The organism is Gemmatimonadales bacterium, assembly GCA_036500345.1.
Classification (GTDB): domain Bacteria; phylum Gemmatimonadota; class Gemmatimonadetes; order Gemmatimonadales; family GWC2-71-9; genus Palsa-1233.
The window spans coordinates 191,943-212,103 of record DASYCE010000026.1; the positions used below are offsets into that span (position 1 = coordinate 191,943).

The window sequence follows — 20,161 nt, forward strand, 5'->3', positions numbered from 1 at the left end:
CGCTTACACTTAGGTCTTCTCTGATAGCCTTCTAGAATATGAAGATCGAGCCCGAATCGCAAGGGGGAGATCGCCCGCGCCAGCGGCACAGACGCCGTCGCCTAGGAGGAGCTCGGGAATCAGCGCCCGAACAGTCGCCAGATGTCGTTCTTGAAGGCGATCGCCATGAGCAGGACCACCAGTGCGAGCCCGACCATCGAAAACGCCTCCCTGATAGCGGTCGGCAGCGGCCGGCGGATGACCCCCTCCACCAGAAGGAAGAGGAATGCTCCGCCGTCGAGAATCGGGATCGGCAGCAGATTCACGATGGCGAGGTTGACCGAGATCAGCCCGATGAATGCCAGGAGGTTGTCGAACCCCTGGCGAGCCTCCTGGGCGGCCATCTGACCGACGAGGATCGGGCCGCCCACTTCCTTGGACGAGACATGACCGTCGGCGATCCCGCGGAGGGTCCGGAAGATCGTCCCGGCAGACGAGACCGATGCGTGGGTCCCGGCCTTGAGCGCCCCCCACGGCCCCAGCGACTTGGTGAGATAGCGGGCCCGGCTTGCGACGCCGATCCGTCCGACCATCGGCGACGACGGGTCATCGGGGATCTGGTGCTCTGCCTTGGGGGTGATGGTGAGGTCGCGCTGCTCACCGTGCCGGATCACGGTGAGGTGCAGCGCCCGCCCTGCCGCGGGCTCGATCCGCTCGACCGCATCGGCGAAGGAGCGGATCGGCGCGCCATCGATCGCGATGAGCGAATCACCGACGGCAAGCCCAGCCGCCTGCGCCGGCGTTCCGACGCCCACCTGGCCGATGACCGGTGATTGGGTCGGCTCGATGGCGGTCGCCAGCTCGGCCCGCTCACCCAGGGCGTCGCGGTGCAGCGGGATGACCAGATCGGACCGGCCGGCGAAGGCGATATCGACCTGGTTGTCGGACCCTTCCGCGATCCGCTCGGTGATGTCATCCCACGAGGTGACCGGATGCTTGTCAACCGACACGATGCGGGTGCCCGGCGGGATCGACGCCATCGCTGACGCCGCTGCGGGGAGTTCACTGGCCAGCACCCTTCCGATCGTCGTCGTCGGGTCGTAGCGCGAGCCGTTCTTCCACGCGAGGCCCGTGAAGATCACCAGCGCGAAGACCGCGTTGAACGTCACGCCGGCGAGGATGATGATCATCCGCTGCCACACCGGCTTCGCCTCGAAGACGCGATCGGGCGGAACGATTTCCGTTCCCGCGCTCCCTTCGAGCACCGACGACGCGGGCTCGGTTTCGCGCGAGGCCATCTTGACGTATCCGCCGAGCGGAAGCCATGCGATCGCCCACTCGGTTTCGCCCTGCCGGAACGAGAGCCCCGGAATCGGCTTGCCGAAACCGATCGCGAAGCGATGCACCCACACGCCGAACGACTTTGCGGCGACATAATGGCCAAACTCGTGCACCAGCACGAGCACGCCGAGCACCACGGCGAGAATCACCACGGTGAAGAGCACGTTGCCGATCATGCGAGTACCTCGTGCGCCATCCGACGTGCGTCCGCATCGGCCGCGCGGATGGCATCGAGCGAGTCCGCGGGCGCCGACGTCATCTGCGACAGGACGGTGTCGATTGTGGCGGCGATGTCGCCGAAGCCGACATGTCCCGCGAGAAATGCGGCCACAGCCACCTCGTTTGCGGCGTTGAAAGCCGCCGGCATCGTCCCTCCGGCGCGGCCGGCGGCGATACCGAGCCGGAACGCCGGAAAACACTCATGCCGGAGCGGCTCGAAGGTCAGCGGCCCCGCCGCGACCGGATCGAATCGCCGGACACCATCGTCGGTGAGACGCATCGGATGGGAGAGGGCGTACAGGATCGGCACCTCCATCGACGGAAATCCGAGTTGCGCCAGGACGCTTCCGTCCGTGAACTCGACCAGCGCGTGGATCACGCTTTGCGGATGGACCACCACTTCGACCGCGTCATACGACAACCCGAAGAGGTGATGCGCCTCGATGACTTCGAGCGCCTTGTTGGCCAATGTCGCGGAATCGACGGTGATCTTCGACCCCATCCGCCAGGTCGGGTGCTGCAGCGCTTCGGTCACCGTGGCGCGCGCCACGCGATCGCGATCCCAGGTGCGAAACGGGCCGCCGGACGCCGTGAGAATGATCCGCGACAGCGCCGGCTCCATGGTGGTGGTACACTGGAGCACCGCACTGTGTTCCGAATCGATCGGTACGACTTCCCCGCCGCCGTCACGCGCAGCCGCGTTGACCAGGGCCCCGGCCATGACGAGCGATTCCTTGTTGGCGAGCGCGACGCGCTTCCCCGCCAGGAGGGCCGCGAGCGTCGCGTCGAGTCCGGCAGCGCCAACCACGGCATTCACCACGATGTCGACATCGGACCTCGTCGCCGCCTCGACCAGCGCTTCGGGGCCGGTGGCAACGCCGGCGTGGCCATTGCCATGCACCAGACCCGCGAACGCGGGCTTCCACGCCGCGCATTGCTCGGCCAGTCGATCACCGTTCGATCCGGCGACGAGCGCCGAGACGTGAAAGGCTTCGCGATGCCGGCTGATTACGGCGAGGGTACTGACGCCGATCGACCCGGTACTGCCGAGCAAAGCAATCCCGCGCGGGGCGGAGTGAGCTGGCGAGGTCACGTCAAACCGATCAGGTGGTACCCGATCGCCGCGGCCGGCAGGACGAAGTAGAGGGAATCCAGGCGATCGAGAACGCCCCCATGTCCCGGGATCAGTGCCGATGAATCCTTCACCCCTGCTTCACGCTTGAGCACCGACTCCGCCAGATCGCCGATCTGTCCGATGACCGTCACGGCGAGCGCGAGGAGTGCGATGGCAATGATCGGCGTATCGATCGCGAGGCGCGGAAAGATCGCCAGTGCGTAGATCACGCCTGCAATCGTTCCGACCACGGACCCTGCGATCGAACCGGCCCAGGTCTTGTTGGGAGAAATCGTTGGCGCGAGCTTCGCGCCACCAATCATTCGCCCGGCGAACATCGCCGCTGAGTCGCAGATCCAGATCACGATCATCGGCAGGAAGAGCACTGCCGTCCCGGTCCATGAATCGGTCGACCACCGCGCGTGACGAATCATGAATGCCGATGCCGGCAGGACCCCGGTGTACATCGCGCCGAACAGTGTCACGGCGACCACCTCGAGCGGCCGCTCCTGCGGCGCCCGCGTAAAGGTCGCGATGCCGAAGATGATCATGAACGCGGCGATCATCACCATCGGCGTTGCCAAGGCCCACTGGAATCGAATCGGCCATTGCAGCACCAGTTGCAGCAACAGCACGGGGAGCACCGCCGCCACGATCCCGACAGCGCGGAGCGGCTTGATTCCGTTGCGTTCCGCGAGGTGGAAGAGTTCACCGGCGCCGAGCGCTGCCGCGACCATCAGCAACGCGGTCAGCAGCCAACCTCCGACCCAGATGATCGCGACCGCCGCTGGAATGGCGATCGCTGCGAAGGCGATGCGGCGCGTCATGTTGGCGTCCATGCGGACGTTGCCTCAGGCGCTCACGCGACCGAAACGCCGGTCGCGCTGCTGGTAGTCCAGGATTGCCTCGAACAGTTCTTCCCGCGTGAAATCCGGCCAATGCACGGCAGTCACATGGAATTCGGCGTAGGCAAGCTGCCAGAGCAGGAAGTTCGAAACCCGGAGTTCGCCTGAGGTGCGGATGAGCAAATCGGGGTCCGGCCACTCTGCCGTGTACAACTCGGCGGCCATCGCAGCTTCGTCGATGGCGTCGGGTTCGATTTCGCCCTGGCGAACGCGTTCAGCGAGATGCCGGGCAGCACGGGTCAGTTCCGCCCGCGACGAGTAGGAGAGACAGACGTTCAGTGCCAACGCGCTGCCGCCCGCGGTGAGCGACTCGATCTGATCGACGGCGTTCCGCCCGGACAGCGTCAGTCTCGAGAGGTCACCGAGCATCCGCACCGCGACACCTTCGTCGCGCAGCTCCTTCGCTTCGATCGCGATGTACTCTTCGAGGAGCGCCATCAGCGCTTCGATTTCCGACGCGGGGCGCTGCCAGTTTTCCTGTGAGAAGGCGAAGATCGTCAGCACCGGCACGCGAGCCTGCAGGCAGCCCTCGACGCTTTCGCGGACCGAGGTCATCCCTGCCTGATGGCCGGCGCTTCGCGGCAGGCCACGGTCTCGCGCCCAACGCCCGTTGCCATCCATGATGATGGCGATGTGTCGCGGGATGCTGCCGTTGAGACGAAGTTGCTCCAGCCGTGGCGACGTGTCGGCAGTCATCACACCTCGAGGATTTCGGCTTCCTTCGCCTTGAGCTGTGCTTCGATCTGATGAATGGCTTCGTCGGTGTGCTTCTGGACTTCCTTCTCGGCCCGGGTTTTCTCGTCCTCCGGCACCCGCTCGGTCTTCTTGATTCGCGCCATCGCATCGGTGCGCGCCTGCCGCACCGCGACGCGTCCCTCCTCCACCAGCTTGCCGCAGATCTTCACCAATTCCTTGCGCCGCTCTTCGGAGAGCATCGGCAGCGGCACCCGAATCAGGTTTCCCTGCGACTGCGGATTGAGGCCGAGATTGGCGTCGCGGATCGCTTTCTCGATCGCGACCGACAGGCTCTTGTCGAACGGCTGCACGGTGAGCATCCGCGGCTCAGGAGCACTCACCATCGCCACCTGCACCAGCGGCACGTGCGCGCCGTACGCTTCGACGCGGACGGTGTCGAGCAGCTGCGGCGAGGACTTACCGGAGCGGATCCCCTGCAATTCGCGCCGGGTATTCTCGACCGCCTTCTGCATGCCTTCGTGCGCCGTCTTGACCAGTTCGGGGAGTGTCATCGGACGAGGGTGCCGACGCGTTCGCCGCTGAGGACGCGGGCGATGGCGCCAGGCTGGTTGATGTTGAGGACGACGATCGGGAGCTTGTTCGCCTGGCAGAGGCCGAAGGCGTTGGCATCCATCACCGCGTAGCCATTCACCAGCGCCTCCTGGAAAGTGATCTCGGAGAGGAGCTTGGCATCGGGGGATGTCCGTGGATCGGCGGTGTAGACGCCGTCGACGTTGGTCGCCTTGAGCACCACTTCAGCTTCCATCTCCAGCGCGCGCAGCACCGCCGCGGTATCAGTTGAAAAGAACGGGTTGCCGGTCCCGCCGGCGAAGATCACGATCCGCCCTTTTTCGAGATGGCGCATCATGCGCCGGCGGATGTACGGCTCCGCCAGCGACTCCATCCGGATCGCCGTCAGCACCCGGGTCTGCACGTCGAGCGATTCCAGGACGTTCTGCAGCGCGAGCGAATTGATGACGGTGGCAAGCATCCCCATGTAATCGGCGGAGACGCGATCGAGCCCGTGCCCGCTGGCTGCCGCACCACGAACGATATTGCCGCCGCCGACGACGAGACCGAGGGAGACCCCCATCTCATGTACTTGCTTGATCTCGCCGGCGAGCGTGCCCATCACCTGGTAGTCGAGCCCACCGCCCTTGTTGCCGGCGAGCGCCTCGCCGGAAATCTTGAGCAACGCCCGGCGGTAGGGCTGCGTCATCAGACTTCGCCGACCTTGAAGCGGGCGAAGCGGGCGACCGTGGCACCGGGGATCCGGCCGAGCATCTGCCCGATCGTGACGGATTCATCCTTGACGAACGGCTGATCGACCAGGGCGCGCTCGGCGGCGAACTTGCGGACCTTTCCCTCGACGATCTTGGCGCGGATCGCTTCGGGCTTCCCTTCCTGCGCCACCTGCTCCTCGGCGATGCGACGCTCACGATCAAGCAGCTCCGCCGGAATGTCGGCGGAGGTGACGGCGATCGGATCCGCCGATGCGATGTGCAGCGCAATTTCCGCGGCAAGCGCCATCGCGGCGTCGTCAGCGGCACCGTTCAGTTCGACGATGACACCGACCTGTCGGTTGTGATGACGATAGACGCCAACGGCACCCGCGGCGGCGCCGAACCTTGCGACCCGCTTGAGCGTCATCGCTTCGCCGGTCGTGCCGGAGGTTTCCTTGATCAGCTGATCGATCGACTTGCCGTCGATTGATTCGGCGAGGAAGCCATCAAGCGTGACACCGACCGGACTCGACTCGAGGGCGTGCGAAGCGAGACGCTGCGCCAGCATCTGGAAGCCGTCGGTCCGCGCGACGAAATCGGTCTCGCAATTCAGCTCGATCATCGCGCCGCGGTCGGAAACGCTCTCGATCACGACGAGTCCCTGCGACGCGTCGCGGCCGGCGCGCTTCTCGGCCTTGGCGATCCCCTTCTTGCGGAGGATTTCGCCCGCCATCGTCATGTCGCCGTTGGCCTCTTCCAGCGCCTTCTTGCAATCCATCATCCCGGCGCCGGTACGGGCGCGGAGCTCCGAGATGTCCTTGGTGCTGATAGTCATTGCGGTCATCGGCTCGTAGTCTAACGGGTTCTCGTTGCAAAACCGCCGCCCGGAGGTGGGCGGCGGCACTGTCGGCATCCGGCGCAGCCGCCGGTCGTCCCGATTCCTCGAACGGCCGGCCGATCAGGCCAGCGTGTCGCCGCCCTCGCTCGATCCGCCGGCGTCATGCTTGAGCCGCGCGGCGATTGCCTCGGGGCGCGCTTTCCGCTTGCGGCGGGGGCGGCGCTTCTTGCGATCCTCTTCCGACGCTCCGTCGCCTTCGCCCGCGGAGTAGGTCTCGGCTTCCTCATCGAGCGCCACATCGCGCACCGGCATCTGGGCGCGGGCTTCGCGCACCGCTTCGCAGAGCGCGCCGGTGATCAGCGACACGCTGCGGATGGCGTCGTCGTTGCCGGGAATCGGCACGCTGATGACATCGGGGTCGGCGTTGGTGTCGACGATGGCGACCACCGGAATGCCCAGCCGGTTCGCCTCCTGGACCGCAATCTTCTCCTTCTTGGCGTCGACCACGAAGAGTGCGCCCGGCAACCGCCCCATCATCTTGATCCCCTCGAGGTTGCGCGAGAGCTTCTCGCGTTCCCGCTCGAAGAGGAGTTGTTCCTTCTTGGTGTAGTTCTCGAAATCGCCTTCCTGCGCACCCTGTTCGAGATCGCGCAGACGGCGAATCTGTTTCTTGATCGTCTGGAAATTGGTGAGGGTGCCGCCGAGCCAGCGCTCGGTCACGAAGTGACAGCCGGCGTTGCGCGCTTCGGACTCCACCACGGCCTTGAGCTGGCGCTTGGTGCAGACGAAGAGAATGTTCTCGCCCTTGAGCGCGACCTGCTTGAGGAGATCGGCCGCCTGCTGCAGCTGCTTCAATGTCTTCTGCAGATCGATGAGGTAGATCCCCGAGCGCTCGGCGAAGATGAAGCGGCGCATCTTGGGATTCCACCGGCGGGTCTGGTGACCGAAGTGCGTGCCGGCGTCGAGCAGGTCCTGCAGTGTAGGAATGGCCACGCGAAACAGCTCCTGAACTGTGGGTTGTACGCTACGCCGTCCATCTGCTGCGATCACGACCCGACAGGGCACCCGCGAACGCATCCGGCGGCGAGCAGCTTCGCACGCCACGGCGGCGTGCGTGTGTGGTGCGACCGGTGCAGCTCCGTCGGCCCGCGGTCATGTAGTGCAATACAAGGCAATTCGTCTGCAGCAGGCCCTTCGAATTAACAAGCTCAAACCAATGCTGGGCCAGCGGGCCCTTCGACTCGATCGCTACGCGATCTCGCTCAGGGCAGTTTTCGAAGCGTTTAGCGCTTCGAAAACTGGAACCGCTTACGCGCGCCCGGCCGGCCCGGCTTCTTCCGCTCCACCGCGCGCGGATCGCGCGTCAGCAAGCCGGCAGGGCGAAGCTTGGCGCGGTGCTGCGGGTCGGCTGCGACCAGTGCACGCGCCACGGCGTGGCGCATTGCGCCAGCCTGGCCTGCCACACCGCCACCGTCCACATGCGCCATCACATCAAAGGTGCCGAGCGTGTCGGTCGCGGTGAACGGCTGCTGAATGTGCTGCACCAGCGACGGCCGGGGGAAATAATCACCGAGAGTGCGTCCGTTGACGTCCCACTTGCCAGTGCCCGGCGTGAGATAGACCCGGGCAACACTCGTCTTGCGGCGGCCAATCGCCTGCCAGCGGAATTCGGAAGAAGCGGCCATCAGTTGGTCTTCGCCTTGGTGGCAATGGTGATCGGCTTCGGCTGCTGGGCTTCGTGCGGATGCTCCGCGCCGCCGTACACCTTGAGCTTGGTGCGCATCTTCTGACGCGCCAGGGAATTCTTCGGCAGCATGCCGAAGACGGCCTTCTCGATCACCCGGTCCGGGTGCTTGGCGAGGAGATCTTCGGCGACCGTGTAGCGATCGTGACCCATGTAGCCGGTGTGCCGGAAGTACTCCTTCTGGCTCGCCTTGCGCCCGGTCAATTTGACCTTGGACGCGTTGAGCACGATGACGAAGTCGCCACCGTCCATGTGCGGCGTGAAGGTCGGCTTGTGCTTGCCACGAATCAACTGCGCCACGTGCGTTGCGAGGCGGCCGAGCGGAACGTCGGTCGCATCGATCACATGCCAGTCGTGTTGCAAGTCCGAATGCTTGGCGCTGAAAGTCTTCATTTCCCGCGAATCCCCATCAAATGCTCTGGAACGGCTGTCTGAAGTAGCCCTCCAAGTTAGCCTCCAGCAAGCGATTGGGGCAAGTGGACCCTCGCGAGAACGGTCCCGGCCAGCAGATCACTCCCCGGCAGCCTCGGCGGGGCCCAGTTCGAGGAGCCTGGCCCCCTTCTCCACCGCCTGCCCGGCCTCCACCAGGACGGCGCGCACCGTCCCTGCGGCGTCGGCCTTGAACTCGTTCTCCATCTTCATCGCCTCGAGTACCAGGAGCGGCGTCCCGACGGCGACCGTATCACCGGCTTTGACGTGCACCCGCAGAACCATACCGGGCATCGGGGCCTTCAGGGTGGCGTGGCCATCCGACGCCTTGCCGGCGCCGACCAGCAGGCGGATCTGTCGGCTCCGCTCGTCCTCCACCGAAAGCTCGCGCACCGCCCCGCCGTCGACGAGCCGCATCGAGATCCCGTCGACGCGATCGAGTGCGACCGTGGCGGCGTCGCCGTTGATCACCACCCGGAGCTCGGGCGTGCCCCGGGTTCGCTCGACTCGCGCCTCGACCGGCCGGCTGTCGACACGAACCGCGTCACTGTCCAGCTCCACCGCCACGCTCCGGTCACCGATCGTCACGATGTACTTCACCGCTGCTCCAGGATGGCGAGAGTTTCCAGATGCGCTGTCTGCGGGAACTGATCATACGCCGTGACACTACGCACGCGGAACCGGGGTGCGAGGCGCTGCAGGTCGCGCGCGAGCGTCGCCGGGTCACAGGAGATGTAGGCGATCGTCGAGACCGTGGACGCGGTGAGCGCATCGGTGACCGACGCCGCCATACCAGTCCGAGGCGGATTCGTGACCACTATGGTCGCAGCCGGGAGGGTCGCGATGACCTCCTCCACACTCCCGGTACGCCGATCGGGGCCTGCCGGTCCGAGGGTGACAGCCAGAGCCACCGCCGCACGATCACGTTCGACGCTCACCACCATGGCGCCGCGGGCGGCAAGTGCAACCGTGGTCTCACCGATTCCTGCGTACAGATCCCACGCGACCTGCCCGCCGATCTCGCCGAGGGCCTCGATCGCCGCCGCACGAACCTGATTTCCCACCGCGGGATGGACCTGTTCGAAGACCGTCGCCGGCCACGGCGTCTCGGCGCCTGCGAGGGCGCGGGGCCGCCCGCCCGCCGGATGCCACCAGATGCAGACCGCAAGGCCGGCATCACTCAATGCGCGATGCAGTGTCTTGGCGCCGGTCCACGCCGAGGCCCCTTCCGGCGTGCTCACGACAACGTGCCGCCCGCCGTCGCGGTCGAGACGGAACGCCACGCGGGTCCCATCGCCCGGGAGCAGCGAACGATGGCTCCGCACCACCGCGTGCACTTCGCGAATTTCGGGTCGCGCGATCAGGCAGTCATGCAGGTCAAAGACGCGCACCGCGTCCTGCAACGGATGATATCCGAGAAGTCCGCGCCAGATCGTCAATGTGATCCGGGTGCGGTACGCGAACGGATCGGGAGGTGGCGCCACCGGAGGATCGTCGATCTCGACGTGTCCGATGCGTCGAAGCGCATCGCCGGCGATGCGTGCCTTGGCCGCACGCTGCGTCGGCGCGTCAAGATGCATCAGCTGGCACCCGCCGCACCGATCGTTGATGTAATGCGGGCACGGCGGGTCCACGCGTCCGGGACCCGCAACGATCACTGCATCGATGGCGGCGCGAGCGTACCGCGCGTGGAGCTGCACCGATCGGAGCCGGAGCCGGTCGCCGGCGGCGGCGCGAGGGATGAAGACCGCCCGTCCATCATCCAGCGTCGCGACACCGTCCCCGCCGCCGGCGAGCGAGCGCACCGTGACCTCGGTTCCCTCCGATGTCACAGGAGCGCGTCGCGCCGTCCTGCGCGGGCCCAGTCGCTGAGTGCCGCGTGGCGATCGGGAGCGCTTCCGGCGAGCGGGGGAACCGGCCGCCGTGACGTGCGGCGCTCTTCAGCGAGCCACGCCGCCGTGATCGCCAGCCGCGTGATGGTCCGTTCATCCGTCGGCGCCGTCAGCAAGTCGGCGCGGCGGTCGAGGAACTGGATGTCGATGGCGCCGTCGACGAAATCACGATCGGCAAAAAGCTGCCGATGGAACGGTGCGTTCGTTGCGACGCCGACGATGGCGAGCTCGGTCAGCGCCCGCTGCATCACGGCGATCGCTTCGCGTCGCGTCGCGGCGTATGCGATGAGTTTGGCGATCATCGAGTCATAGAAGAGGGTGAGCTCTGAGCCGGTCTCGACACCGCTCTCCCACCGCACCCCCGGTCCCGCCGGGGCACGCATCCAGTGGATCGTCCCGGCGCTGGGGAGCAGGCCGTTGGCGGGATCTTCGCTGGTGATGCGACATTCGATCGCCCACCCGCGCGGCGCCAGCGGACCGCGCGCAATCGACATCGTCATCCCGCGCGCAATGCGGAGCTGTTCGCGGACCAGGTCGACGCCGTAGACCGCTTCGGTGACCGGATGTTCCACCTGAATCCGGGTGTTCATCTCGAGGAAGTAGAAGGTGCCGTCAGCGGCGAGCAGGAACTCGCAGGTGCCGGCGCCCCGATACCCGACGGCGACCGCAGCAGCAACTGCAGCCACACCCATGCGCTCGCGGAGTGTGGCGTCCACGGCAACCGACGGTGATTCCTCAACCAGTTTCTGGTGACGCCGTTGAATCGAACATTCGCGTTCACCCACGTGAATCGTGCGTTCGTGATCGGCGAGGACCTGGATCTCGACATGCCGCGGACGCTCGATGAACTTTTCCAGATAGATACTGCCGTCGCCGAACGCCTTGAGTGCTTCACTCGTCGCCGCCGACATTGCTGCGAGGAGGTCGCCTTCCGCGCGCACGACGCGCATCCCCTTCCCGCCGCCGCCCGCCGCCGCCTTGACCAGGACCGGGTAGCCGATCGACGCCGCCGCAGCGATCGCCTCCGACAGATCACCGAGCGGCGTGGTCAGTCCTGGCACGATCGGAACGCCCGAGTGCGCCATCAGACGACGCGCCGCGGTCTTGTCTCCCATCGCAGCAATCGCCGATGCTGGCGGCCCGATCCAGATCAGCCCGGCTTGGGTGACTGCGTTGGCAAACGCCGCGCGCTCGGAGAGAAAGCCGTATCCCGGGTGGACCATCGTCGCACGGCTCTCGCGCGCCGCATCGAGGAGGCGGTCAATCCGCAGGTAGCTCTCCGCCGGCGCCGGTGGTCCGAGTCGCACGGCGTGATCGGCCGCGCGCACGAACGGCGCGTGACGATCGGCGTCCGAATAGACCGCGACGCTCTCGAGCCCTTCGTCGCGGCAGGCGCGAACGATCCTGAGCGCGATCTCACCGCGGTTGGCAATGAGCACGCGCGGCGTCTCCGGCGCCGTCACGGGGCGCAGGATGCGATGGCGGGGAGAGTCAGTGCGTCAGTGTTGACGAAAAGCGAGGAGCACAGCCCGTGATTGCGGCGCGCGGCGAGATCGTAGGCGTCGCGCGCCGCAATGGTCCAGACCGAACCAGTGAGTCCGGTGCGTCCGAACTGAAACACGCTTAGCGGCGTCTGCCAGGCCGGCGGCGGAGGCGGCGCGACGGTGCTGAGCACCATGCGCGACGCGTGCCATTGCAAGTCCGGGCTTGCGACCGAGTCGACGCTCGGCGTGAGACACACCGGACGGCTCTTCGCAGCACTTGCCAGCGCGGCAGGAAGATCGGCAGCTGAATCGGCGCCGATGGTGCGCGCCATCGCCGCCCGGTACCGACCGTCGGCGCGATAGACGTCGGGGCGAAGGAGGATGAGATCGGCGCGGGTGCCCTGCAGCCGCGCCCCCCACGCCGACGCCGTCTCGACCAGCGAAGACGTCACCAGCACGCCGTTCCTGGGACACGACTCGAGAAGATTCCGGCCGAGTTCGAGAAGGACCGGGGGGAGCGGAAGGTCGACCGCTTCGGGATGCCAACTCGCCAACGAATCCCAGCCATTTCGTTCGACGCGCAGCGTGCCGCGCTCGACCGCTACCATGACGCGGAAGACGCCGGCCGAGTCGACCAGCAGTTGCTGCGCAGGTTCAAACGACGTGCTGGCAAAATCGAGGAGGAGGCCGCCCGAGGCCTCGGGTCGATGGCCGGCGCGGTGCCACGCCTGCGCCTGTTCGAGATAGATGCGTCCGAGATAGAACCATGCCCGGCCATCGTTCGGCCGCTGCATGAGATGCTGACCGAGCAGGTCGGTCGCCGAGTCGCTCTGACCCTTGCCGACGTACTCCTGCGCACGCTGGATCACGCCTGCGGCCATGGCCACGGCGTCGACCTGCGTCTGTTGCGCCGGCAGCGCAGCAGCAGCGGCAAGCGCAAGGGTCAGGAATCCGAAGAACGATCGCGATATCGAGGTCATCACAATGGAATACATCCATGCTTCTTGGGCGGGTTCCGGTCGCGCTTGGTCGACAAGGTCCGCAGTGCATCGATCAGCCGGGGGCGGGTGTCCCTCGGATCGATCACATCATCAATGTAGCCACGGGCAGCGGCCTGGTACGGTGTTGCGAACCGGGACTCATACGCGGCGGTCTTGTCGGCGATTTCGGCCGTCGGATCGGCCGCTTTCCCGATCTCTTCGCGATAGAGGATTTCCACCGCGCCCTTCGCACCCATGACCGCGATTTCGGCCGTTGGCCACGCCAGGTTGACGTCGCCGCGAATGTGCTTGGAACTCATCACGTCGTAGGCGCCGCCGTACGCCTTCCGCGTAATCACGGTGAGCTTCGGCACCGTCGCCTCGCAATAGGCGTAAAGGAGCTTGGCACCGTGGCGGATGATCCCGCCGTGCTCCTGACCGACTCCGGGGAGAAACCCCGGAACATCGACGAACGAAACCAGCGGAATATTGAACGCATCGCAGAAGCGGATGAACCGTGCTGCCTTGACCGACGCGCTGATATCGAGCACACCGGCGAGTACTGCCGGCTGATTGGCGACGATACCGACCGAGCGGCCGCCAAGCCGGACAAACCCGGTCAGGATATTTCCCGCGAACGCCGCCATCGTCTCGAAAAATTCGCCGTCATCCGCGACCAGCGTGACGACTTCACGCATGTCGTAGGGACGTGACGGGAGATCGGGCATCACGTCGAGCAATCGCTCCTCACGCCGGTCGACAGGATCACTTCCGGGACCCGCCGGCGGATCATCGACGTTGTTCGACGGGAGAAATCCCAACAGGGTCCGGAGCGCGAGGAGTGATTCCGGTTCGGTCGGATGGACGAACTGCGCCACGCCAGACGTCTCGCCGTGGATGTCGGCACCACCGAGCTCGTCGTGCGAGACCTTTTCGTGTGTCACGGTCTTCACGACATCCGGACCGGTCACGTACATGTAGCTCACGCCCCGCACCATGAAGACGAAATCGGTGAGTGCGGGTGAATAGACGGCACCCCCGGCGCACGGCCCGAGGATCGCCGAAATCTGCGGGACCACGCCCGACGCCAGCGTGTTGCGCAGAAAGATGTCGGCGTAGCCGCCAAGCGACGCGACTCCTTCCTGGATCCGCGCCCCGCCGGAATCGTTGAGACCGATGATCGGCGCGCCGTTTCGTACGGCGAGATCCATCACCTTGCAGATCTTCGCGGCATTGGTCTCCGACAGCGACCCGCCGATGACGGTGAAGTCCTGTGAGAAGATGTAGACCAGCCGTCCGTCGATCCTCCCCCATCCGGCCACCACGCCGTCACCGAGTGGTCGTTTCTCGCCCATGCCGAAGTCGGTGGTACGGTGGGTGACAAAGCGATCGAGTTCGGTGAACGAGCCGGGGTCGAGCAGCAAGTCGAGACGCTCACGCGCCGTGAGCTTCCCCTTGCGGTGCTGCTGGGCGACACGGGCCTCGCCGCCGCCAACTTCCGCCTGGGCCTGCCGGTGGTGCAGGTCGTCGAGGCGCGTCCGGATGTTCGTCATGTACAGGGAAGTCTATCGCAGGAGCGGGCGGCGGCAAACGCCCCGCGCGCCACAGGAACGGAAAGGGCGGCCCGAATGGGGGCCGCCCCGACCTGCACGATGGGCGAACCGGGCCGGGGTCAGCGCCGGCGGCGGCGGCCCGCTGCGCCGAGCCCGACAAGCCCCATCGCCATGAGCGACATCGTCGCGGGTTCCGGCGTCTCTTCCTGCGGGAAACTCGGATCGTCCTCGATGTCGTTGGCCTGATCAAGGTCCTGCTGGAACTTCACTCGGCCCTCGAACGGCGTATCGGCGCCGAACGCGACGACCAGCGCGCCGTAGAGATCGCCGACCGGCGCATTGCCGCTGACGCCGACCGGGTTGTAGTACGTCGCAAGGGTGTTCCAGTGATCGGTGGTATCGGAGTAGCAGATGCCAAGAAAGACACCGCCGCAGTAATTGAACTGTTGGCCGTAGCTGCTGCCCAGGGTGCCGACGGTCGGGAAATTGTCGACATCAAACACGGCGTTGCCGGCCAGCGCGTCGATTCCGAAACTTTGCAGGTCCTTGTCGGTGACCAGCGACCACAGGGAGAAATACGCCTGATCGCTTCCGTGCGCCGTGAGCGAAAAATCCGAACCGACAACACCCCAAGTGCCGGATCCGAGCGACGCCCAGGTGCCCGATCCTCCGGTGCCATCGGAGAAGGTCCAGTCGACGGTCATGCCACCGACCTGCTTGAACTGCGTCAGGAATCCGGGGAGCGAGCCGACATTCACCGGCGAATCGCCGTTGGTGGTCACGTTCTGTGCGGTCAGTGGCGTGGTGATCGCCACGGCGCCCAGCGCGATCGCGGTGATTGGCGCGAACAGCTTCATGGTCGGCTCCGGAGGTCTGCGATGATGAGTGCGTTGCCGCGGGTAGTCTGCGACACATCGATCAAACGCAGGATCCGGACCATCCTGTCACCCCCTGTCATCAACTGTCGATGTGGCGAAATCACTGGATTTGGGCGCGAATGTCGCTGGATTGTTTGACTCTGCAACCCAAAGGCAGCAGTGCAATGCGGCGGCGATGCTACGGCCACTGTCGCGGAAGGGCGGCACAAACTCCATTGATCGATCAATACAATCGGCCCGCCGGGATCGACGATCGATGGCGAACACGACAAGGGCCGGTTCGTGCAGAACCGGCCCTTCCCGCAATACGCCGCGCGAACTACTCGATCGGTTTGTTCGCCAGCTCCTTGTACTGCTCGTACCCTTCGGTGTCATCGTCTTCCGGCGGCGGCACCGGCGTCACCGGAATCGAGCCTGGCTCCGGAATGCCGTCGGCCGGGTAATCGATGATCGCGACGACGACGCGATGATGAATCGGGTCGACCTCGAGGATCTTGGTGATCACCTGCTGGCCGGTGACGACAGCGTCTTCGGGATTCTGGTCGGTCCCGATCCCCATCTGCGACACCGGGGCGAAGCCTTCGATGTCGTTGCCGAGATCGAGGACAATCCCCTTGTCGACTGGACGGAGGACGGTGCCGCGCAACTCGGTTCCGACCGGAAGGCGCTCGCCGATCGTGAGCCACGGATCCTCGGTCGCCTGCTTGAGTCCGAGCGAAATCCGCTTGTTCTCGGCATCGATGTTGAGGATCACGACATCGACCGAGTCGCCCTTCTTCACAACTTCCGACGGATGCTGGACTCGCTTGGTCCATGACATGTCGGAGATGTGAATCAGTCCATCGATTCCCGGCTCGATTTCGACGAAGGCGCCGAACGAGGTGAGGTTGCGCACCTTGCCGCTGAGGCGGGTTCCGACCGGATACTTGAGCGGGAGGATCATCCACGGATCCTGCTCGGTCTGCTTCATGCCGAGCGAGATCTTCTCCTCGCTCTCGTCGACCTTCAGCACCACGGCGTCGATCGTTTCACCGATCGAGACGATCTTGCTCGGGTGCCGCACATTGCGCGTCCAGCTCATCTCGCTGATGTGCACCAGCCCTTCGATCCCCGGTTCGAGTTCGACGAAGGCGCCGTAGTTGGTGATCGAGACCACTTTCCCCTGCACGCGCGATCCGACCGGATACTTCTCCGCCACGTTCTGCCAGGGATACGACTGCAGCTGCTTCATGCCGAGCGAGATCCGCTCGCGCTGCCAGTCGATGTCGAGGATCTTCACCTCGACTTCCTTGCCGATGGCGACCAGCTCGCTCGGGTGCGAGACGCGCCCGTAGGACATGTCGGTGATGTGCAGCAGGCCGTCGACGCCGCCGAGATCGATGAATGCACCGAAATCGGTGATGTTCTTGACGATGCCCTTCCGCACCTGACCGACTTCGAGCTCCTTCATCAGGTGCTCGCGCTTGTGCGCGCGTTCGTTCTCGAGAATCACGCGGCGCGAGACGACGATGTTGCGGCGCCGCTTGTTGAGCTTGATGATCTTGAACTCGTAGGTCTGGCCGAGGAGTTCGTCGATGTTCGGGACACGACGGAGCGCGATCTGCGATCCCGGCAGGAATGCGTCGACACCCATGAGGTTCACGACGACACCACCCTTGATCTTCTTCATCAAGGTGCCTTCGACCGGCTGGTCGCTCTCGTGCGCCTGGCGGATCTTCTCCCAGACGCGCATGAAGTCGGCCTTCTTCTTGGAGAGAACAACGGCCCCCTCCTGATCCTCGAGATGCTCGAGGAAGACCTCGACCTCGTCGCCGACCTGCAGGTTCTGCGGATCCTTGAATTCATCGAGCGGCACCGAACCTTCGGACTTGAAGCCGACGTCGAGGATGACGGCGTTGTCGGTGATCCGGAGAACCTTCGACTTGACGATTTCGCCTTCGACGATCTGGGACATCGTCCCCTCGTAGAGGGCGAGCATGTCCTGATATTCGGAGTCCGAGTAGTCCTCATCGTACAGATCGGCGCGGACGCGGAGGCCGGTGGCGGTCTCGAGATGTGAAGGCGAAATGGTATCAGTGGAAACGGGCATGTGCGGAAGGTCCTGCGCCAGCGGGAAACCGCGCACGATGACGCGGTGTGAGGAGCATTCCTCGGCCCCGGAAGCGGTTTCCGGGGAACCCGATAAAATATTCATTTATTCAGAAATTGCAACGTCAGAGAGGAATACTACAGACCGCGGTGTTCAGCTTGACGGCGCCTTCCCGAGCCGCTCGTGGGCCAGTGTGGCGATCTGGTCAACCTGCTGCTCGAAGGTGAGCGACGTCGTATCGACGAGGATGGCATCGGGTGCACGGCGGAGCGGTGCCACGGCGCGCCCCTCGTCGAGCCGATCGCGTTCTGTGAGCCTGAGTGCTTCGCCGGCCAGGAGAAGTGGATCGACCGCGCCGTGCAGCTGGTGGAGGCGTCGTGCTGCGCGGGCCTGAGGCGTGGCCGTGAGAAAAATCTTTACGGCGGCGTCCGGAAAGACTTCCGTGCCGATGTCGCGCCCGTCGACAACAGCAGGGCCATGCCGAATCACCGCATCGCGGAGACGGTCGTTGACCCAGTTCCGGATCGCCGGCATCGCGGCGATGCGGGAGACGCGGGCGTTGACCTCCGGCGAGCGCAGCGCGGTTTCGACATCATCGAGGCCATCGACGTGCACCTCGAATCCGGCACGCGCCGGTTGCAACCTCACCTGCATCGCAGCCGCGGCGGCAGTGATCGCCGGAGCCTCGCCGAGATTGCGGTGGACCGCCACCCAGGTGAGCGCACGGTAGAGCGCACCGGAATCGATATGGACCCATCCGAGCTGCTCCGCCACCGCCCCCGCGGTGGATGACTTGCCCGACGCAGCCGGCCCGTCGATCGCCAGGACTCGAAGATTCATCGCGGTCCCCCGAACAGTGCCGCGAGCGCAGCGTCGAAGCCGGGAAAGGAGACCGATGCGCAGGCACGGTCGTCGATGGTCACTCGGGCGCCGGGGAGCGTGCCGAGGACGGCGAACGCCATCGCGATGCGGTGATCGCCGTGAGTCACGACGCGACCGACGGGCGGAACGTCGGTGCCGGCGACAATGAGGTCATCGCCGTCGACTGCAGCTTCGACTCCCACGTTCCGCAGATTGTTCGCAACGAGCGCCAGGCGATCGCTTTCCTTGACCCGAAGTTCGGCCAGGCCGGCAAGACGCGACGTCCCTCGTGCACGCGAAGCGAGGCATGCCAGCATCGGAATTTCGTCGATGACGCCGGGCGTTTCCGCGGCGCGGATGTCGGTCGCCACAAGGTCGCTCGCCGCCGCGACGATCGTTCCCACCGGCTCGCCCGCCGCGTCGAGCATCTCTTCGACGTGAATCCGGATATTCATCCGATTCATGATATCGATGAACGCGATGCGCGAGGGATTGAGGCCGACCGCTTCGATCGCGATTTCGCCGCGTGACGCCAACGCAGCAGCCGCGGCGAGGAAGATTGCTGATGATGGATCACCGGGAACGTCGAGCACGAACGGAACGAACGCCCCGCCGGGGCGGAGTATCACCCGTGACGCATGCTCCTGCACCGAATATCCGAAGTGGCGCAGCATCCGCTCGGTGTGGTCGCGGGAGGCGGCCGGCTGGTCGAGTGTGACTTCGACTCCTGCGACGGCACCGGCAAGGAGGATTGCACTCTTGACCTGCGCCGAGGCAACAGGAAGGGTCCAGTGCAGCGCATGCAGCGATCCTCCGGCGATCGTGAGGGGGAGTGTCTCTGCGCCGGCCTGCACGACTCGCGCCCCCATCGCGACGAGCGGGTCGGTTACCCGGCGCATCGGCCGGCGCCTGAGCGATCGATCACCGGTAAGTGTCGACTCGAAGCGATGCGCCGCGACCGTGCCAAGTAGGAGTCGCGCTGTGGTGCCGGAATTTCCGCAATCGAGCAACGCCGCGGAAGCCCGAAGGGCGCCGCGTCCAGTGACCGCAACGAGCGCGCCCGGCCGGAGCGGCGTGATGGCGCTGCCAAGTTGGCGAAGGACCCGGGCACTCGACCGCGCATCGTCCGAGGTGAGGGCGCCACGAATCTCCGAACGCCCGCGCGCCAGCGACGCCATCATCAGCGCGCGATGGGTGATGCTCTTGTCGCCGGGAACACGGTGGATCCCGCGGACGACGGTCGTGGGCTTGCTCAGGTCGATGCTCCCGGGTGGCAACAGGTGAATCGGGCCGCGGAATCGTATCTTTCCCGCTCGCAGGGAACAACCGGCGCAGCCCGAAGGTGGAGGAGCCTTGGCATCGATCCTGATCGTGGAAGACAGCCCCGACAACATGAAGCTTTTCTCTACCCTGCTCCGCCTCAAGGGACACGAGATCACGGGAATCATCGGCGGCGATGATCTCTTCAACCGACTGGGGGCACAGCGGCCGGACCTGATCCTGATGGACATCCAGATGCCCGGGAAGGATGGCTACACGCTGGTCGGGGAGATCCGGAACTCGCAGTTTCGCGACCAGCGCGTGATCGCCCTCACCGCGAATGCCATGGCGGGAGACAAGGAAAAGGCGCTGGCGGCAGGATTCGATGGCTACATCAGCAAGCCGATCGACATCCGGCGCTTTCCCGATCAGGTCGGGCTGGCGCTCGAGGGGAAAGATCCGCTGGAAGGATGAACCGTGATGCTCGGGGCGGGACTCGAACCCGCACGGGGTTGCCCCCTGGAGATTTTAAGTCCCCTACGTCTACCGTTCCGTCACCCGAGCGTCGCTTCCCGAACATACCCATCGGTCCGGCTCCCCGGAATGATACGGTGCACTTCAACCGTCAGCGCCGATC

General features: G+C 65.4%; 20 protein-coding genes and 1 tRNA gene. 1 reads left to right on the plus strand and 20 read right to left on the minus strand.

Annotated features, from left to right (window positions below; all coding sequences use genetic code 11):
- Nucleotides 1–119: 119 nt before the first annotated feature.
- The 19 genes from rseP to aroA form a co-directional block, all read right to left on the minus strand.
- Entirely contained in the window at nucleotides 120–1,496 is a 1,377-nt protein-coding gene (gene rseP, locus VGM20_12100; protein ID HEY4101605.1) for an RIP metalloprotease RseP, read from the minus strand.
- Nucleotides 1,493–2,632 (minus strand): 1-deoxy-D-xylulose-5-phosphate reductoisomerase, encoded by a 1,140-nt coding sequence (gene dxr, locus VGM20_12105; protein ID HEY4101606.1) that lies wholly within the window; start codon nucleotides 2,630–2,632, stop codon nucleotides 1,493–1,495. Before dxr ends, rseP begins: the two co-directional genes overlap by 4 nt.
- Entirely contained in the window at nucleotides 2,629–3,480 is an 852-nt protein-coding gene (locus VGM20_12110) for a CDP-archaeol synthase (GenBank protein ID HEY4101607.1), read from the minus strand. Before VGM20_12110 ends, dxr begins: the two co-directional genes overlap by 4 nt.
- Before the next feature lie 24 nt (nucleotides 3,481–3,504).
- The gene (uppS, locus tag VGM20_12115; protein ID HEY4101608.1) at nucleotides 3,505–4,254 is read right to left on the minus strand and encodes a polyprenyl diphosphate synthase; all 750 of its coding nucleotides are present in this window, start codon (nucleotides 4,252–4,254) and stop codon (nucleotides 3,505–3,507) included.
- A complete protein-coding gene (frr, locus tag VGM20_12120) occupies nucleotides 4,254–4,805 on the minus strand; it encodes a ribosome recycling factor (GenBank protein HEY4101609.1) in 552 nt (183 codons plus the stop codon). Before frr ends, uppS begins: the two co-directional genes overlap by 1 nt.
- A complete protein-coding gene (gene pyrH, locus VGM20_12125) occupies nucleotides 4,802–5,512 on the minus strand; it encodes a UMP kinase (GenBank protein HEY4101610.1) in 711 nt (236 codons plus the stop codon). The genes frr and pyrH overlap by 4 nt, the downstream gene beginning before the upstream one ends.
- Nucleotides 5,512–6,360, minus strand: coding sequence for a translation elongation factor Ts (tsf, locus tag VGM20_12130; GenBank protein ID HEY4101611.1), 849 nt, complete (start codon nucleotides 6,358–6,360; stop codon nucleotides 5,512–5,514). Before tsf ends, pyrH begins: the two co-directional genes overlap by 1 nt.
- A gap of 114 nt (nucleotides 6,361–6,474) precedes the next feature.
- Entirely contained in the window at nucleotides 6,475–7,347 is an 873-nt protein-coding gene (gene rpsB / locus VGM20_12135; protein HEY4101612.1) for a 30S ribosomal protein S2, read from the minus strand.
- 290 nt (nucleotides 7,348–7,637) lie between these two features.
- On the minus strand, nucleotides 7,638–8,039 hold the full coding sequence (gene rpsI / locus VGM20_12140; protein HEY4101613.1) for a 30S ribosomal protein S9: 402 nt from the start codon (nucleotides 8,037–8,039) through the stop codon (nucleotides 7,638–7,640).
- Complete coding sequence (rplM, locus tag VGM20_12145) at nucleotides 8,039–8,491, minus strand: 50S ribosomal protein L13 (GenBank protein ID HEY4101614.1); 453 nt, start codon at nucleotides 8,489–8,491, stop codon at nucleotides 8,039–8,041. Before rplM ends, rpsI begins: the two co-directional genes overlap by 1 nt.
- Nucleotides 8,492–8,608: 117 nt before the next feature.
- Nucleotides 8,609–9,127 (minus strand): biotin/lipoyl-containing protein, encoded by a 519-nt coding sequence (locus VGM20_12150; GenBank protein ID HEY4101615.1) that lies wholly within the window; start codon nucleotides 9,125–9,127, stop codon nucleotides 8,609–8,611.
- Nucleotides 9,124–10,332, minus strand: coding sequence for a hypothetical protein (locus tag VGM20_12155; protein HEY4101616.1), 1,209 nt, complete (start codon nucleotides 10,330–10,332; stop codon nucleotides 9,124–9,126). The genes VGM20_12150 and VGM20_12155 overlap by 4 nt, the downstream gene beginning before the upstream one ends.
- A gap of 23 nt (nucleotides 10,333–10,355) precedes the next feature.
- Complete coding sequence (locus VGM20_12160; GenBank protein HEY4101617.1) at nucleotides 10,356–11,882, minus strand: acetyl-CoA carboxylase biotin carboxylase subunit; 1,527 nt, start codon at nucleotides 11,880–11,882, stop codon at nucleotides 10,356–10,358.
- On the minus strand, nucleotides 11,879–12,883 hold the full coding sequence (locus VGM20_12165; GenBank protein HEY4101618.1) for a hypothetical protein: 1,005 nt from the start codon (nucleotides 12,881–12,883) through the stop codon (nucleotides 11,879–11,881). Before VGM20_12165 ends, VGM20_12160 begins: the two co-directional genes overlap by 4 nt.
- The gene (locus VGM20_12170) at nucleotides 12,883–14,436 is read right to left on the minus strand and encodes an acyl-CoA carboxylase subunit beta (GenBank protein ID HEY4101619.1); all 1,554 of its coding nucleotides are present in this window, start codon (nucleotides 14,434–14,436) and stop codon (nucleotides 12,883–12,885) included. Before VGM20_12170 ends, VGM20_12165 begins: the two co-directional genes overlap by 1 nt.
- Before the next feature lie 119 nt (nucleotides 14,437–14,555).
- Nucleotides 14,556–15,293 (minus strand): PEP-CTERM sorting domain-containing protein, encoded by a 738-nt coding sequence (locus tag VGM20_12175; protein HEY4101620.1) that lies wholly within the window; start codon nucleotides 15,291–15,293, stop codon nucleotides 14,556–14,558.
- A gap of 340 nt (nucleotides 15,294–15,633) precedes the next feature.
- Complete coding sequence (locus tag VGM20_12180) at nucleotides 15,634–17,403, minus strand: 30S ribosomal protein S1 (GenBank protein ID HEY4101621.1); 1,770 nt, start codon at nucleotides 17,401–17,403, stop codon at nucleotides 15,634–15,636.
- 153 nt (nucleotides 17,404–17,556) lie between these two features.
- Nucleotides 17,557–18,243 carry a (d)CMP kinase gene (cmk, locus tag VGM20_12185; GenBank protein ID HEY4101622.1) on the minus strand — a complete coding sequence of 229 codons (687 nt, stop codon included), beginning with the start codon at nucleotides 18,241–18,243 and terminating at the stop codon, nucleotides 17,557–17,559.
- Nucleotides 18,240–19,541 carry a 3-phosphoshikimate 1-carboxyvinyltransferase gene (aroA, locus tag VGM20_12190; protein ID HEY4101623.1) on the minus strand — a complete coding sequence of 434 codons (1,302 nt, stop codon included), beginning with the start codon at nucleotides 19,539–19,541 and terminating at the stop codon, nucleotides 18,240–18,242. The genes cmk and aroA overlap by 4 nt, the downstream gene beginning before the upstream one ends.
- A gap of 76 nt (nucleotides 19,542–19,617) precedes the next feature.
- Here aroA and VGM20_12195 point away from each other — a divergent pair, with 76 nt between their 5' ends.
- Nucleotides 19,618–19,998, plus strand: a complete 381-nt coding sequence (locus VGM20_12195; GenBank protein ID HEY4101624.1) for a response regulator — start codon at nucleotides 19,618–19,620, stop codon at nucleotides 19,996–19,998.
- 7 nt (nucleotides 19,999–20,005) lie between these two features.
- Here the strand turns inward: VGM20_12195 and VGM20_12200 are convergent.
- Nucleotides 20,006–20,088 (minus strand) — tRNA-Leu (locus VGM20_12200).
- Between the last annotated feature and the right edge of the window lie 73 nt (nucleotides 20,089–20,161).